This is a genomic window from Maritalea myrionectae DSM 19524, assembly GCF_000423365.1.
GTDB classification, from domain to species: Bacteria; Pseudomonadota; Alphaproteobacteria; order Rhizobiales; family Devosiaceae; genus Maritalea; species Maritalea myrionectae.
Map to the genome: position 1 here is coordinate 245,928 of NZ_AUHV01000002.1, position 14,282 is coordinate 260,209.

Annotated in this window: 12 protein-coding genes; 2 read left to right on the top strand and 10 right to left on the bottom strand. The window is 52.4% G+C overall.

Translation table 11 applies throughout. The features are described from left to right. Nucleotide 1: 1 nt before the first annotated feature. The 9 genes from G549_RS0101220 to ccmI all read right to left on the bottom strand — a co-directional run bounded on the left by G549_RS0101220 (nucleotide 2) and on the right by ccmI (nucleotide 9,894). Nucleotides 2-1,441, bottom strand: a complete 1,440-nt coding sequence (locus G549_RS0101220) for a sensor histidine kinase (protein ID WP_027833503.1) — start codon at nucleotides 1,439-1,441, stop codon at nucleotides 2-4. Next, nucleotides 1,434-2,105: a response regulator transcription factor gene (locus tag G549_RS0101225; RefSeq protein ID WP_036221085.1), complete on the bottom strand. Its 672-nt coding sequence runs from the start codon at nucleotides 2,103-2,105 to the stop codon at nucleotides 1,434-1,436. Before G549_RS0101225 ends, G549_RS0101220 begins: the two co-directional genes overlap by 8 nt. Before the next feature lie 71 nt (nucleotides 2,106-2,176). Further along, nucleotides 2,177-3,658 (bottom strand): Do family serine endopeptidase, encoded by a 1,482-nt coding sequence (locus G549_RS0101230; RefSeq protein WP_036220749.1) that lies wholly within the window; start codon nucleotides 3,656-3,658, stop codon nucleotides 2,177-2,179. A 159-nt stretch (nucleotides 3,659-3,817) separates the two neighbouring features. Then, nucleotides 3,818-4,567 carry a sulfite exporter TauE/SafE family protein gene (locus tag G549_RS0101235; protein WP_036220753.1) on the bottom strand — a complete coding sequence of 250 codons (750 nt, stop codon included), beginning with the start codon at nucleotides 4,565-4,567 and terminating at the stop codon, nucleotides 3,818-3,820. Nucleotides 4,568-4,613: 46 nt separating this feature from the next. After that, complete coding sequence (locus G549_RS0101240) at nucleotides 4,614-5,846, bottom strand: bifunctional alpha/beta hydrolase/OsmC family protein (RefSeq protein ID WP_027833507.1); 1,233 nt, start codon at nucleotides 5,844-5,846, stop codon at nucleotides 4,614-4,616. Beyond that, nucleotides 5,806-6,309, bottom strand: a complete 504-nt coding sequence (locus tag G549_RS18450) for a cytochrome c-type biogenesis protein (RefSeq protein ID WP_051213096.1) — start codon at nucleotides 6,307-6,309, stop codon at nucleotides 5,806-5,808. Before G549_RS18450 ends, G549_RS0101240 begins: the two co-directional genes overlap by 41 nt. Further along, nucleotides 6,306-8,285 (bottom strand): heme lyase CcmF/NrfE family subunit, encoded by a 1,980-nt coding sequence (locus G549_RS0101250; RefSeq protein WP_027833508.1) that lies wholly within the window; start codon nucleotides 8,283-8,285, stop codon nucleotides 6,306-6,308. The genes G549_RS18450 and G549_RS0101250 overlap by 4 nt, the downstream gene beginning before the upstream one ends. A gap of 8 nt (nucleotides 8,286-8,293) precedes the next feature. Continuing rightward, nucleotides 8,294-8,743, bottom strand: a complete 450-nt coding sequence (gene ccmE / locus G549_RS0101255; protein ID WP_027833509.1) for a cytochrome c maturation protein CcmE — start codon at nucleotides 8,741-8,743, stop codon at nucleotides 8,294-8,296. Further along, complete coding sequence (gene ccmI, locus G549_RS0101260; RefSeq protein WP_036220755.1) at nucleotides 8,740-9,894, bottom strand: c-type cytochrome biogenesis protein CcmI; 1,155 nt, start codon at nucleotides 9,892-9,894, stop codon at nucleotides 8,740-8,742. The genes ccmE and ccmI overlap by 4 nt, the downstream gene beginning before the upstream one ends. A 141-nt stretch (nucleotides 9,895-10,035) precedes the next feature. Between ccmI and G549_RS21985 the strand changes: the two genes are divergently transcribed. Both G549_RS21985 and G549_RS0101270 read left to right on the top strand, forming a co-directional pair. Beyond that, nucleotides 10,036-11,121: a hypothetical protein gene (locus tag G549_RS21985; protein ID WP_027833511.1), complete on the top strand. Its 1,086-nt coding sequence runs from the start codon at nucleotides 10,036-10,038 to the stop codon at nucleotides 11,119-11,121. Beyond that, nucleotides 11,114-12,940: an FAD-dependent oxidoreductase gene (locus G549_RS0101270; protein ID WP_169449587.1), complete on the top strand. Its 1,827-nt coding sequence runs from the start codon at nucleotides 11,114-11,116 to the stop codon at nucleotides 12,938-12,940. Before G549_RS21985 ends, G549_RS0101270 begins: the two co-directional genes overlap by 8 nt. Here the strand turns inward: G549_RS0101270 and G549_RS0101275 are convergent. Then, entirely contained in the window at nucleotides 12,937-14,232 is a 1,296-nt protein-coding gene (locus G549_RS0101275; RefSeq protein WP_027833513.1) for a hypothetical protein, read from the bottom strand. The two genes, G549_RS0101270 and G549_RS0101275, sit on opposite strands and share 4 nt — an antisense overlap. Nucleotides 14,233-14,282 lie beyond the last annotated feature (50 nt).

A 14,282-nucleotide genomic window follows, 5' to 3' on the forward strand; every position in this document is an offset into this window, starting at 1 on the left:
ATTAGCTTTCCTTTGGCAGGGTGATCAGCACTTTTGTGCCCGGATCATTGTCCTTTATTTCTAGCGTGCCTTTATGCAATCTTGCAACGGCAGAAACCAAAGAAAGCCCCAATCCAGACCCGGTTTCAGATCGGCTCGCCTCCAGCCGCACAAACCGCTCCAGCACCCGTTGACGGTCCTTTTCCGGAATGCCTGTGCCGTTGTCGCTCACACAAATTCGGATGTATTCGGCATGCTGTTCAAGGCCAATCTCAATCCTCGGCGTGCCTTTCGCTCCCTTGGCGTATTTGATTGCATTTTCAACCAGATTAACGATGGCTTGCCCGATCAGTTCACGGCTGGCTTTGACGTGAGGTACTGTCGCCAGATCGGTGGATAATTCGATTCCGGAATCTTCGGCAACGGGTTGATATAAATCGACAATATCTTCAATGATCTGATCAATCGCCACAGGTTCAAATGAGCCATCAGGCGCGCCCGCTTCGACACGGGCGATCAACAACAGCGCGTTGAAAGTGCGGATCAATTGGTCGCTTTCGTCAATGGTCGCTTGGAGCGCCTTGCGCATTTGTTCCGGATCATCATCATGCTGCAACGCCCGCTCGACCTTATTGCGCAGACGCGTGAGTGGCGTTTTCAAATCGTGCGCCACATTGTCCGTCACCTCTTTGAGGCCGGCCATCAGATTTTCAATTCGATCAAGCATCTCATTGAGATTTTTCGACACGCGGTCATATTCATCATTGCGTTTGGTCAGTGGTAGCCGCTCGGCCAAATCACCCGTCATGATTTTTTTCGAGGCGGCGGAAATCATATCCAGACGGCGCAAAATATTGCGGGCCAGCAGCGTGCCAAGCAACACCGACAATATGATGATCCAGAGAACGCCCCAACCAAATGCCTCAAAAATAATCGCACTGAACCCGCGACGTTCTTCAATGTCGCGCCCGACCACCAGATAAAAGCCTGAGGGCAATTGAAAGCTTTTGACCAGCGCAAGGCCACGGTCCGGCCGCTCCTCGCGCTTGTCACGCTCGCGGCGTTCATCATCATTGTCGTTTTGCTCAGTGGACCACGGCTCTTCAACCTCATAGCGGAAACTGTGAATGCCCGGCGTCTGCAACACAAAGGTGGGTATTTGATCCACGTTGCCTGCCAGTTGCTGGCCAGTGGGATCAGCAACGTAATAAATGCCCGGCCCCGGCCGATCCGCCATGCGCTGCACGCCACGGATAAGCCCCGGCGTACCAGAGCGCTGATAGGTGCGGTTTAGCTGCCCCAACTCACGGTCGATCGCCCCAATTTGCTGCTGTTGGATAAGAATGCTGGTTTGATAGGCGATATAGCCAAGGATAAACACTGAAAACAACACAAAGAGCAGCACGAAGAAGCCACTTTGCCTAAAGGTCGTTGTTTTCCAGATACGCCAAATTCTATTCACGGATCATATATCCTGCGCCGCGAATGGTATGAAGCAATTGTTGGGCTTTGCCCTTATCAATTTTGGTGCGTAGGCGAGACATATGCACATCGATCACGTTGGTTTGTGGATCAAAATGATAGTCCCACACATTTTCGAGCAGCATGGTACGGGTGACCACTTGGCCCGCATGTTTCATCAAATATTCCAGCAGACGAAATTCACGCGGCTGCAAGGTGATGGCCTCACCCGACCGCTCCACATTGCGCGAGAGACGGTCCAAGGTCAGATCGCCCACCTGATAAGTAGTGGCGGCCTCCGCCGGAGATGCGCGACGGGCCAACACTTCAATGCGGGCCAGCAATTCAGAAAATGCGTAAGGCTTTGTCAGATAGTCATCACCGCCCGAGCGCAGACCTTGTACGCGGTCATCCACGGCACCCAAGGCGGAAAGAATAAGCGCGGGGGTTGTGTTGTTTTCGGCGCGTAGAGATTCGATGATGGACAGGCCATCGCGACGGGGCAACATGCGATCCACAATCAAAACATCATAGTCCATCGATGATGCCATGGCGTAACCGGTTTCCCCGTCAGCGGCGTGGTGCGTCACATGACCCACCTCATCGAGTGCCTGAATCATATAATTCGCAGCGTCACGATCATCTTCAATCAACAAAACCTTCATAGCGCTACGTCCGATACTCGATGAAATATTATCTGCCGCGCCCATGGGCGCGACAGATGTTGGCTTAAACTTTATTCAATCGCAAGACCGACGAAGCGTGTAACACCTTCGCGGGCCACTTTGACCAAGATCGTTGAACGTCCTGCTTCTTGCACATTCTCGATCTGAGTCTCAAAATCCGCGATCGTGTTCACTGGCTCGCCATTGGCTTCAAGCACGATGTCGCCCGGGGCAAACCCTTTTTCGACAGCACGGCTTTCAGGGTCAATGTCCACGATCATCAGGCCATCGCCATCATCGTTCGGCATCAATGACAACCCAGTTGAGGTGTCGTGTGGCTCTGATGGCTCAATCTGAGGTGTTTCTTCCTCGTCATTGATCGCCTGCTCATCTTCCAAACGGGCCAATTCAACACGCAACTCAATTGATTCACCGTTGCGCCAGATACCGATTTCTACCGTTGTGCCTGGTGAAAATTCGGCGATTGTTCGCGACAGGTCGCGTGCATCGTCCATATCCTCGCCATTCACAGACGTGATGATGTCGCCGGACTCAATACCTGCTTTTTGTGCAGGGCTATCTGGAGCCGGTTCGGTGACCAACGCGCCACGGGCCTTATCCAAGCCAACACTATCCGCGATGTCTTTTGAGACGTTCTGGATGGATACGCCAAGATAACCGCGGGTGACATTGCCGTCGTCCATCAAATCAAACACAACTTGTTTGACCGTTGAAGCGGGAATGGCGAATGCGATGCCAACATTGCCGCCACTTGGTGAGAAGATAGCGGTGTTCACGCCAACCACTTTACCGGTTGTATCAAATGCCGGACCGCCAGAGTTACCGCGGTTTACCGCCGCGTCAATTTGAATAAAGTCATCATAGGCATTGGCATTGATGTCACGGCCACGGGCTGAAACGATACCAGCCGTTACTGTGCCGCCAAGGCCAAACGGGTTACCAATGGCGACAACCCAGTCACCCACGCGGGCTTCATTGTCGGAAAATTCGACAAATTGCATGTCGCTGGCCGCTTCAATTTTCAGCAAGGCCAAATCCGTGCGCGGGTCGGTGCCAACAATATTGGCGATCATCTCGTCGCCGTTGTCCATCACCACCATCACTTCTTCAGCATCTTCAATTACGTGGTTGTTGGTGACCACAAAACCGTCTGCTGAAATCACAAAGCCTGAGCCAACGGCTTGGCCGAACCGCTCGCGCGGGCGATCACGATCACCGCGGCGGTCTTCAAACTGCTTGAAGAAATCCTCGAACGGGTGCCCTTCGGGCAAATCAGGCATACGGAAACCTTCACGATTGCCCATAGGGCCACGGGCTTGTTCGATGCGGGTTTTTACTCGGATGGACACCACAGCGGGGCTAACTGTTTCCACCAGGTCTGCAAAACTAAAGGGGGCCACATTCTCAATGGAGATCTGGGCATTGGCTGGCGCTGTCGAAAGCACACCAGTGGCAATCGCGCTGGTTGAAATCAACGCAGCGGCAGCAATTGCTGCAAAACTGTTACGTTTGGTCTTTGATACTGATTGCATCAAAATCCTCCTTATCGGGATTGGAATTGCTATGCCCGCCAATATGGAGAAGTGCGCCTTGCGACATGATTACATGAAGATTAAATTTTTGTAATGTTGCAGGCTAAACTATGGCAAACAATGGCATATTCTTGTCGTATTCTTTGGCACTCGAGGCGGCTAGGCCAAAATGGTTTGCGCCAGCAGCCACAGCGCCAAAATCGTCAGTATCAGCTTAAAGATTTTGCGAAAGATTTGTTCCGACAGACCATCCAACATTTTTGACCCCACAAGTGTGCCCAAAAAACCCGTCGCGACCATCATGAGAATAAGGGGCAAGTACGTCGCGAACTGGAAGCCCAAAAGCGTGAACGCGGCCAGTTTCAATATGTTTTGCACGGTCATCAACGCGGCATGGGTGGCGATGATTGCGCGGCGATCTGCCAAGCCTTGCAAAAAGCCGATCACCAACGGGCCGGACACACCTGTAATCATGCCGATAGTGGCGGTCACCGTGCCGGTCAATGCTGTCAGGGGAGATGAAGTAAGCACCGCTTTTAGCTTCGGGCCCCAAGCGATATAGATGAGGAACAGCCCGATCAGTCCGCGAAACAAGTTTTCGGGCAAAAGATGCGCGATCTGTCCGCCTATGGCGACGCCAAGGGCACTGCCAATGCAAAACCAAATGAAAAATGGCCAGACAATGTGGGGGAAACGGACCATTGCACGGCCGCCATTGCTGCCGAGCTGAACGGCGCCATGCACCGGCACGGCGATCAGCGGATTCATCACCGTCGTCATCAGGGCAATCAACATCGCGCCGCCGCCAAGGCCAAACGCCGCTGTGGTGGCTGATGTGAAAAAGCTTGCAAAGATCAATAGCAACGAGAAAGACGGTGCCAAATCGGATGGCAGGAGCGCCATGAACATATCCATGGCGCTTTTTATCCCGAAGCGTCTGGCATGACAAGATTGGCTAGTCGTCTATGAGCGCCGTGCTGATATGTGATTGCTGTTCCAATGTCTTGTGCACTGGGCACATATCAGCGATTTCCAGCATCCGTTGGCGTTGTTCGGGCGTGATGTCGCCGACAATTTTGATTTTGCGATCAAAATGGTCAATTCGCTTTTTGCCATCCTCGCAATCTTCACAATCGTTCACATGACGCTTTTCATGGTCGACGTAGGTTTCGATGTGCTCAACGTCGAGCTTTTTGCGATTGGCATAAAGCCGCAGGGTCAAGGTGGTGCACCCACCCAGCGCGGCCCCGAGCAAGTCGTAGGGCGATGGTCCACGGTCGGTCCCGCCAACGGATTCGGGTTCGTCAATCTGCAACGCGTGTCCAGCCGCATTCACATTGAGGTGCAATGGCCCCTCGCCGCTCTCCGCGGCGATGATGTGTCCAGCATCTTCGTAATATTTGTCCGGGCTGGGGAAGTGTCTCGCGGCCCATGCGGAAACCACGCCTGCCAAATAGGCTGCGTCTTCGGGTTTGGACAGCAAGTGATCCGCTTGATCGAGCGAGACAAAGCTTTTGGGGTGACGCGCGGCAATGAAAATGTCTTGAGCATTTTCTATACCGACCACCGCATCAATTGGGCTGTGACAAATCAGCAAATCAGCGCGTAAATCGGGCAAGCGCTTGGGCAGGTCGAAAGCGTTGACATCGTCCACAAACTGGCGGCGAATGGTGAAGGGGCGCCCGCCGAGCAGAACTTCGGCTTCACCGTCGCGCGTGATCGCTTCGCGCTTATCGCCCAAAAGATTCAGCACATGATCTGGCGCCGCTGGTGCACCGATGGTGGCCACCGCCTTGATGTTGGACATATCCAACGCTGCCATCAACGCTGCTGTGCCGCCTAAGGAATGACCGATCAGCATTTGCGGGGGCTGGTGATGTTCGGACAACCAGGCGCACGCGGCCTGCAAATCTTCAAGATTGGTCGAAAAGTTGGAGTTCGAGAACTCACCGTCAGAATGGCCGAGGCCTGTAAAATCAATGCGCAGGACCGCAATACCCGCATTTTTTAAAGCATTTGCAATGTGACGACTGGCAGCAAAATCCTTGGAGCACGAAAAGCAATGAGCAAAGACTGCGTAGGCACGAATTGTCGATTTCGGCACATCCAGCGCGGCGGCAATTTTAATGCCACGACTGTTTTCAAATTCAATCCGCTGACTGGCGGCTGGTTTGATCTTTGTTGGCACTATCTGTCTCGCTTTCTGTTAGTTCAGCCAAAACCTGCTCTTCTTCAGGCGTCATGGCTGCAGCATTTGACACTTTGCGTTGCCGCATTGAAACAACAAACAAGATCACAAGGCCAATCACAAATATAAGAGGTGCCGCAATCCACAAGACTAAATTGTGGCCCGAAAAGGTCGGTTTGAGCAGCACAAACTCGCCATAGCGCGCGACCACATAATCGACGACCTCGTCATTGCTGTCGCCCGCGACTAAACGCTCCCGCACGACAATGCGCAGGTCGCGAGCCAAGTCGGCATCGCTATCGTCAATCGATTGGTTTTGACACACCAAGCACCGCAACCCCTCAGAGATGTCACGGGCACGCTCCTCAAGGACCGGGTCGTCCAACACTTCATCGGGTTGCACCGCGAAGCCTTGCGGCACGAAGCTCACAATTAGAATCAAGATCATCAGAAACCGATTCATTTTGCAGCTCCAACCGATTGTTTTTGAACAAGATTCGGAGCGGCAATGCGGTATTTTCTGTCCGTCAGCGAATAAGTGCCAGCGGCGGCCATGACCAGACAACCCAGCCAAATCAGCAGAATCCATGGCTTGGTCCATATCCTCACAACGCGCCCATTTTCGCCCACACGGTCGCCAATAGAAATATAGACCTGCGATAGACCAAAGGTTTTAATCCCCGCCTCGGTTGTCGGCATTTGCCGTGCAGGATAGGTACGCTTCTCGGATGAGACCATGTCTTCGCGTTTGCCAAGAGGTGCGACAGCGAAGGTTACGGTCTCGGAGGTAAAGTTTGGTCCAGCTAGATCCACTTCCTCTACAAACCGAACTGAATAGCCATAGGTTTCGATTTGCTCGCCCGGCTGCATCGTTGTGATGGTTTCCGTTTCATAAGCTGATACCAAAACCACACCCAACACAGTGAGGCCCATGCCAATATGCGCGAAGCTGGTCGACCATGCATTTTTGGGCAAACCAGCAAGGCGGCGCAACGAGACGGAAGGTGCGACCTTGAAGAGTTTCGCCCGCTCGGCTAAATCGGCCAGCGAGCCGATGATCACCCAAAATCCGAGCAGCATGCCCAACGGTGTAAGGCTAAAGCCATCCCACAAATAGGCGACAAGGATAATCGTCAACACAAAGCTCAACACGATGGCCCCAAACAGCCGCTTACTCGCCTGCGCAATGCTGGCGCGCTTCCAGGGCAAAAATGGCCCGAATGGCAGCACCAACAAGAGCGGCACCATCAATGCGCCAAAGGTAAGATCAAAGAACGGCGCGCCAACGGAGATCTTAATGCCGGTGAAAGCGTCCAGCGCCAACGGATAAAGTGTGCCCACCAACACCGCTATGGTCGCGGTAGCAAGGAACAAATTGTTGAACACGAGCGCGGCTTCGCGCGAAATCGGGGCGAACAATCCGCCCGCTTTAAGTGCAGGTGCACGCCACGCGAACAGGATAAAGGCGCCGCAGATGAAGAAGGTCAACATGCCCAAGATCACCAAACCACGCGACGGGTCGGTGGCAAATGAATGCACGGAGGTGAGAATGCCCGACCGCACCAAGAATGTGCCCAAAAGGCTCAGGGAGAAGGTGATGATGGCCAGCAGAACTGTCCAAATTTTAAGTGCGCCGCGCTTTTCCATCACCAAAGCAGAATGCAATAAAGCTGTCCCGGTAAGCCAAGGCATGAAGGAAGCATTTTCCACGGGGTCCCAGAACCACCAGCCGCCCCAGCCGAGTTCGTAATAAGCCCAATAAGATCCCATTGCGATGCCCAAGGTGAGGAAAATCCAGCTCAGCATGGTCCATGGCCGCACCCAGCGTGCCCATGCAGCGTCAATTTTGCCCGAAATCAATGCCGCAATGGCGAATGAAAAACACACGGAAAATCCAACATAGCCGAGATAAAGCAACGGTGGATGGATCGCCAGGCCGATATCTTGCAAGATCGGATTTAGATCGCGCCCTTCAAGCGGCATCTCCGGCAAACGTTCAAATGGGTTGGACGTAAAGATTGTGAACCCGATAAAGGCAAATACCAGAAAGCCCTGGCTGCCAAGCACAAGGTTCAATGTCGCCTTCGGCAAGTTAGATCCACCAACGGCTACAGCTGCGCCAAACAGGGTCAAGATCAAAACCCACAGGAGCATGGAGCCTTCGTGATTGCCCCAGACAGAAGTGAACTTATAAAGCGTGGGTTGCAGCGAATGCGAATGCTCATAAGCCAATTTCAGTGAGAAATCAGATGTGACAAACGCCACGACGAGGGCGGCAAAGGACAATAAAACCAGCAAAAACTGCAAGCCGCTGGCTTGTTGCACAAAACTATAGCCCCCTTCATTGGGACGTTGCCATGCATAAATGGCCACCCCAACCTGGACAATGGCCAGCGCGAAGGCCAATACAAGCGCAAAATGACCCAGTTCAATGCTCAACATAATATTTATCCCGATGCCTGATCTGTGTGGCCGGGGCATAGCCCCTGCTCTTCAAATTTATCAACCATTTCCTTAGGCACGTAGTTTTCATCGTGCTTGGCCAACACGTTAGTGGCTTCAAACAGCCCCCCATTTGTCATCGCCCCTTCGACGATAACTTCCTGACCTTCCCGGAACAAATCCGGCACGATCCCACTAAAGTGCACAGCAATATCGACCTGACAGTCCGTCACCAGGAAATTATGCGATGTGCCATCTTGCTCCCAGCTATCAGACTTTACAATCCCGCCAAGGCGCACAGCTTGATCCACCGCGATATTTTGCGATTTGATCTCACTTGGAACAACAAAGAAGGAAGCCGTGCCACGCATGGCGATGGCAATAAAAACGACCGCCGTCAGCACAACTGCTGACAATCCACCAATGATGGCCAAACGCTTTTGCTTACGTGTCACTCGCTTTGATCCTTTTCGATTTGTTCTACGTCCTGCGCTATCGCTTGTTCTAAAGCCGCTGCGCTAGATTGATTGTTTTCAAAGGCCGCGCGTGCCCGCGCGATATCTTGTTCGGCCACATCAAGTTGCCCCAATACAACTCGTGATCGGATCAGGCGCGCCCATTCGTCGACAGTCCCGCCGTCTTCATAGAGCCTCTCCGCCAGGCCTTTGACCATTTGGGCGATCATCTCATTGCGGTCAGCTTCATCCATTTCAGCAGCTGCAGCAACATCATCTTGCGATGGACCGATCTCGCCCAGCCCTGCGCGTGCGGCGGCAAGCCCATTTTGCGCCGAGCTAATCCAAGGCTCATCACCTTCGGCCAACTCCAAAATATCCAACCATCTTTTCTTGGCCAGCTCAAACTCGTCATTGTTTAGCGCAATATTTGCCAGATAAAAACGGGAGCGCACGTGACGTGGATCAAGATTGGTCGCTTTCTCCAGCAACTCGAGCGCTTCGGGTGTGGGTTTCCCGTCAGCCTTCATCAGATGTGCCTCGGCCAAATCCGTGATGTTTTCCGCATTTTCGCCCTCAATCCGCGCAATATTCTCAAACGCAATAATGGCTTTATCGATGGCGCCTTGACGCACATATACAGGCACCAGCACGCGCCAGCCGCGGATATCATCCGGTGTCGCTTGCAATTGCGTTTCAATTTTGGCAACGGCGTCGTCCACATCCAAGTTTTCAATGGCTGCCAAGCGGGTGGCAAGGGGCTGATTCTTCAGCGCTGGCGTTCCTAAATAATAATAGGTGCCCAAACCAATGGCCATAAATGCCACTAGCGCGACAAGCGTATAAGCCAAGGACCACTGCCCCTGGGCATTCTTATTTTGCGCTTGCTTTTGTGACGCCAATGCTTCGCGTGCAAGCTCTGCGCGTGCAACCCGGAATTGCTCGTCATCCAGAAGCCCAGATTCCTTGTCTGTCTCCAAGGCCTTCAATTGGCTTTTATAGAATGCGGCGTCTGCGTTTTGTGTGGAGTGATCTTCATCATGGTCGGCAGCATGCTTTTGGCCGCGCGACCGTGAAGATATCAACAAAACCAGCGCCACAACGGACGCGAGCAGGATTGCAGTTAACCAGAACGAATTCAATTTGGACAACCTTTATGCATGTATTTGCAGTCTGATGGTCTACTTACCTCAAAAAGTGGAAAATCTTAAGCAAATATGATCAGGCGGATTGACGCATCGCGCCGGACGTGGTGCAACTCAAGGGCGTGGGGTGGAACACAATTAGTTGATATGGCAGACAAATACGATTTGGTCATCTTTGGGAGTACGGCAACAGCCCGGGTTTTGGCCTTTCGCCTTGCACAATCGCATGATCTACGTGTTTTGCTGGTGTTTGACCGTGATCAAGCCTATCGGCTCGCGCCTTCCCCTCAACTTTCTGCGGGATATTGCACCTCTCCGCTCTTCTTTAGGCATGTGCGCGAAGGCGCTCTTGCTGCCCAACGTTTGGTGTCACCACTAAACGACGACAAACTGGTCCAGACAAAGGCCATTGGTGCATTTGCAAGCAGAAGACAGCATTTGCCTTTGCTCGAATTCGCTGAAGGTGCCGCCATCCATGCAGATGTTGTGTGCGAACGGCGCGTGCATTCGCAAAGCCAAAGCGAACAATTGGTCTTCCCTGAAGCTCAAATATTCGATGGCGCGTTGATCAGCCGCGCCATGGCTGCGTCCAATGAGGAACATGGCCACTATGGTTCGGTTGAACGCTCGTCGTTGAACACTGCCCATATCACACGAGATGGTCGATTTTCTGGTCGGGCCGACAATCAGGCACTCAAAGCTGAGCGTGTTCTGCTTTTGGATCAGGACATGATCCATGAGGAGTTGATGGCGGCGCCCCAAGACACGCCAATTGTGCCCCACATGCAGCAAATCATGCGTTTTCAGCAACACAAGCCATCAAGTCTCGCCGTACAACAAGATGTAAGCACGGGGCTTTGGCAGTTCCATCAAAGCGATGCTGATCTGTTGTTCAGCGCGCCCGGGCGCGTAGACCAGCTGGCGACGCACCTCTTCAAACATCACCCCGACATTGCAGATCGGCGCGTGCGCCAAATCGATCAGTTGCGCATGTTAAATGCCAAGGATGGGTATCCGATTTTTGACGTGGTGGGCGCGCGCAAAGCGCTGTGTTTTCTCGGTGCGCAGCATTTCGAACTTGCCTTGGCAACCGAACTTGCCAAGCATATCGCCCAGCTTCTATCGGGAAACACACAACCAGCAGACCCGTTCTGGCAACACGCGCAGCTTGATCGGCAACGCGGCGGCGATGGCACCCTGCTCCGCGCCGAAATGGATGGCGCTCATGGCTAAGCGCATCCAGAAAATCGGCAAGCAAAAGTTTGCGCACCTTATTGATTTTGATCGCCCGATCGAGTTCACATTGAACCAGCGCAAGCTCAGCGCCTTTTTCGGTGATACTCTTTATTCCGCTTTGGTGGCCAACAATATTACTGAGGTCAATGGTCCCTTCGGTGAAAGCTTATCTCTTAATAAATCCATGCCAATCTTTGCGCGCTATCAGGCCAGCTCGTCTAAGCAAGCAAAGATCTTGATTGCTGATTTGGTCTTGCATGACGGCGATGCATTGGAAATTGATGTGGCCCCTCTGGGGCTTTGGGCGCGCATTCTGCGGTTCTTTCGCGGCAAAAATCACCCACCCTTGGCCATCAATTGGAACCAAAACGAACATTTCGATTTGCAACATGCCAACAGCCTGACGCAAAAAACGGTTGTCGTTGGGGGTGGGATAAGCGGCATGAAAGCAGCGATTGAAGCCGCCCAAGCTAATCACGACGTTTTACTGCTCGAAAAAGATCAAATGTTGGGCGGGATCTGTGCATATTATGGCAAGGCGGCAGATGAGACAGATCCCGATGAGCTCTTAAGCACGCTCGTGGACCAGGTGGAGACACAAAGCCGCATTCGCGTTTTCACGGGCAGCAAGGCAATAGATATTCGGGACAAAAGCCTGTTGGTCCAACACAGCTTGTTTCATGATGGCGGACAACGCACTGAACTAAGCTGGGTGAATTTCGATCACCTCGTCATCGCGACAGGCGGCGATCATCATGGCTTTACACTGGATAATCATCTGCCCCATCGCGTTTTGGACAGCAAGGAAGCGTTTCACGATCTATGGGCTTATGGCTTGGTCAGGTTTGAGCAAAACCTAATCTACACCCTCGAAAATGGCGCATATCGCCTTGCCATGCACCTCAAAGAGGCAGGTCTAGATGTGGTCAAAGCATTTGATGGGCGGAATAGTCCGAATTCTCGCCATATCGAGTTTGCGAAAGCGGTGGGCGTAAAGTTGGGATTTGCGGTACGCCTGCAATCGGCAGCGCCGTTAAGTGACAAGGTGCAGAGCCATTTCAATCCCACCCATTATGATGCGCAGCACCAACAATTTCAGATTGAGGCGCAGGCGTTGATGATTGGCTATCCGCCGCAGCCTGATAATAATCTATGGGTGAAGGCTGGCGGCAGTTGTGCAATAGATTCAAGGTCAGATCGTATATTGCCCGATGCTGGGCCTGCACATATCGCAATTGTGGGCACTGCGGCGGGTTACAGCTCACAATATGATTGCCTCACAAGTGTAACCGAAGCCTTATCGCAGCTTGGGCTGCGTGGGCTTTCGCATGGTGCGGCACAAGTTCATAATTCCCAAGTTTATGAAAGCCCTGCAGCCTACCGCCAAGCCCTGCCCCAGATCGCCAGTCGGCGCAACAGCATGTTTTATGACTACCCCGAGGCGACCAATTACTTCTTACGCGCTTTGCCGTTAACAGACCAAACACTGCGGCAATATTTCGCCAATGGTTACTATGAGGATGTGCAGACGCTGCCTGAATTAAGCAGCCAAATTCCAGCTCATTTTAAAGATATGATTGCCAATGGGCAGCAGGCGGAAATCCGGCCCAAAAATGAAGAACGCTTGCGCGCAGGGCAAATGCTTTTTGTCGCTGGTCAAGAAAAAACGATCGGCGTGATCGGGGTGATCACTCAAATCGATGGTGACAAGATTTTGGCCTATTGCAACGGCGACATTGCTACCGAAGGACTGAATATTTCGGTGGAGCGCAGAAACGGGCAAATGTCACCGGCGCACATAAATGCAATTGTTTAGTCTTTTGTGTGGTTGAGCTTGCGTCGCTCGATATTGTCTTTGTTTTTCGCCATGATTTGCGCGTACTCAGCCCCGAACCGGATCGCGCAGAGCTTGATGGCGATATCCACCTTTGCAATCGCAAGGGTATCACCAAATGCCGCAGCTTTTTGATCCACCAATGCCCGCTCAAGCAACACTTCCAGAAGCTTGCCCAGCTCAGCCCAAGTTCTATCTACAACAGTGTTCACTGCGAGCGACTCTTTAGCATTTCGCGCTGCATCCAATAAATACACACTGTTGTAAGCCTGCAAGACCTTGTCTGTGGTGAACAATACATGTGCATTCTGTGTCGGCGTGCGCAAAACGTTCGTGACGTTGGGCACCACTTCCGAAAGGCGCTTTTCCAGTATTTTGGCTGCCCTGGCGGTTAAAACTTCAATGCAATGGTTCCACTGGCTCGATTTGCCCAAATCCAGATAGGAATGAAGCACCCGCGCAATACGGTGGAAGCGATCAATTGCCAAGCACATCAAATCGATATCACAGAAGAGGCCAGCTTCTTTTTCAATGGTGTCGACCAATTGTTGAAGATTGACGACCATGGCATCGCCATAGGGACCATAACCAGATTTGCGCACAGTCTGTTCAGTTTCACCATAGCAATGATCGAGCACACCCAGCATAAATTTGCCTGGCCATGCTAGATTGTAGACGAATGCCGTGCACCACAGCTTCTGGGCCGGGCCTTTTGGAAGGTCGATTGCCTCAACAAGATCGGAATATTCTTCTTCCGTCTCATATTGCTGCGTATGTAACGCGAGTTGTTTGGCCGCCCGCAGCTGATCGAAGTATTTTATCGCCGTCAGTATCAGCGGAAATGACTCATAAACCTCATAGCCGCCCAATTGGATCGTCATACGACGTTGCGTTTCGCCGTTCTCTTGCGCCGCTGCATATTGGCGCTCTAGCGGTTCAACAAGATTTTCAAATGCTGCGGCCACTAGACTGTTGATTTGCTTAGGATTCTCAATAGCTTGCGACTTGAGCTGCTCCACAAGACTGGGCGCACCTTCTCGCTCCAACCAAACCCAAAACTTCTCAAGATGTTTTTTTTCGATCGCGGTGGCGGTGATCATCGGGGATGATCGCATCATCACTGGATCGAGCAAGTCAAAGACGGCGCCGAGCACACCATATTTGGCGACCCTATCATTAGATCTATTCTCGCCAAACGCGTTCAACGGGTCTAGCCCTGACCCAACGGGATCAAGGCCCTCTGTTGAAAACTGATACGACGAGGCAAGGGGCATATAAACGCATCTTTACTAATAATACGCCTTAACTATAAGCGGCTTTAGTA

What these genes read in the sequence shown, in the direction of transcription:
- G549_RS0101225 (WP_036221085.1), bottom strand. Translation starts at nt 2,105, where the DNA reads ATGAAGGTTTTGTTGATTGAAGATGATCGTGACGCTGCGAATTATATG.
- G549_RS0101230 (WP_036220749.1), bottom strand. Translation starts at nt 3,658, where the DNA reads ATGCAATCAGTATCAAAGACCAAACGTAACAGTTTTGCAGCAATTGCT.
- G549_RS0101235 (WP_036220753.1), bottom strand. Translation starts at nt 4,567, where the DNA reads ATGTTCATGGCGCTCCTGCCATCCGATTTGGCACCGTCTTTCTCGTTG.
- G549_RS18450 (WP_051213096.1), bottom strand. Translation starts at nt 6,309, where the DNA reads ATGAATCGGTTTCTGATGATCTTGATTCTAATTGTGAGCTTCGTGCCG.
- G549_RS21985 (WP_027833511.1), top strand. Translation starts at nt 10,036, where the DNA reads ATGGCAGACAAATACGATTTGGTCATCTTTGGGAGTACGGCAACAGCC.
- G549_RS0101270 (WP_169449587.1), top strand. Translation starts at nt 11,114, where the DNA reads ATGGCTAAGCGCATCCAGAAAATCGGCAAGCAAAAGTTTGCGCACCTT.
- G549_RS0101275 (WP_027833513.1), bottom strand. Translation starts at nt 14,232, where the DNA reads ATGCCCCTTGCCTCGTCGTATCAGTTTTCAACAGAGGGCCTTGATCCC.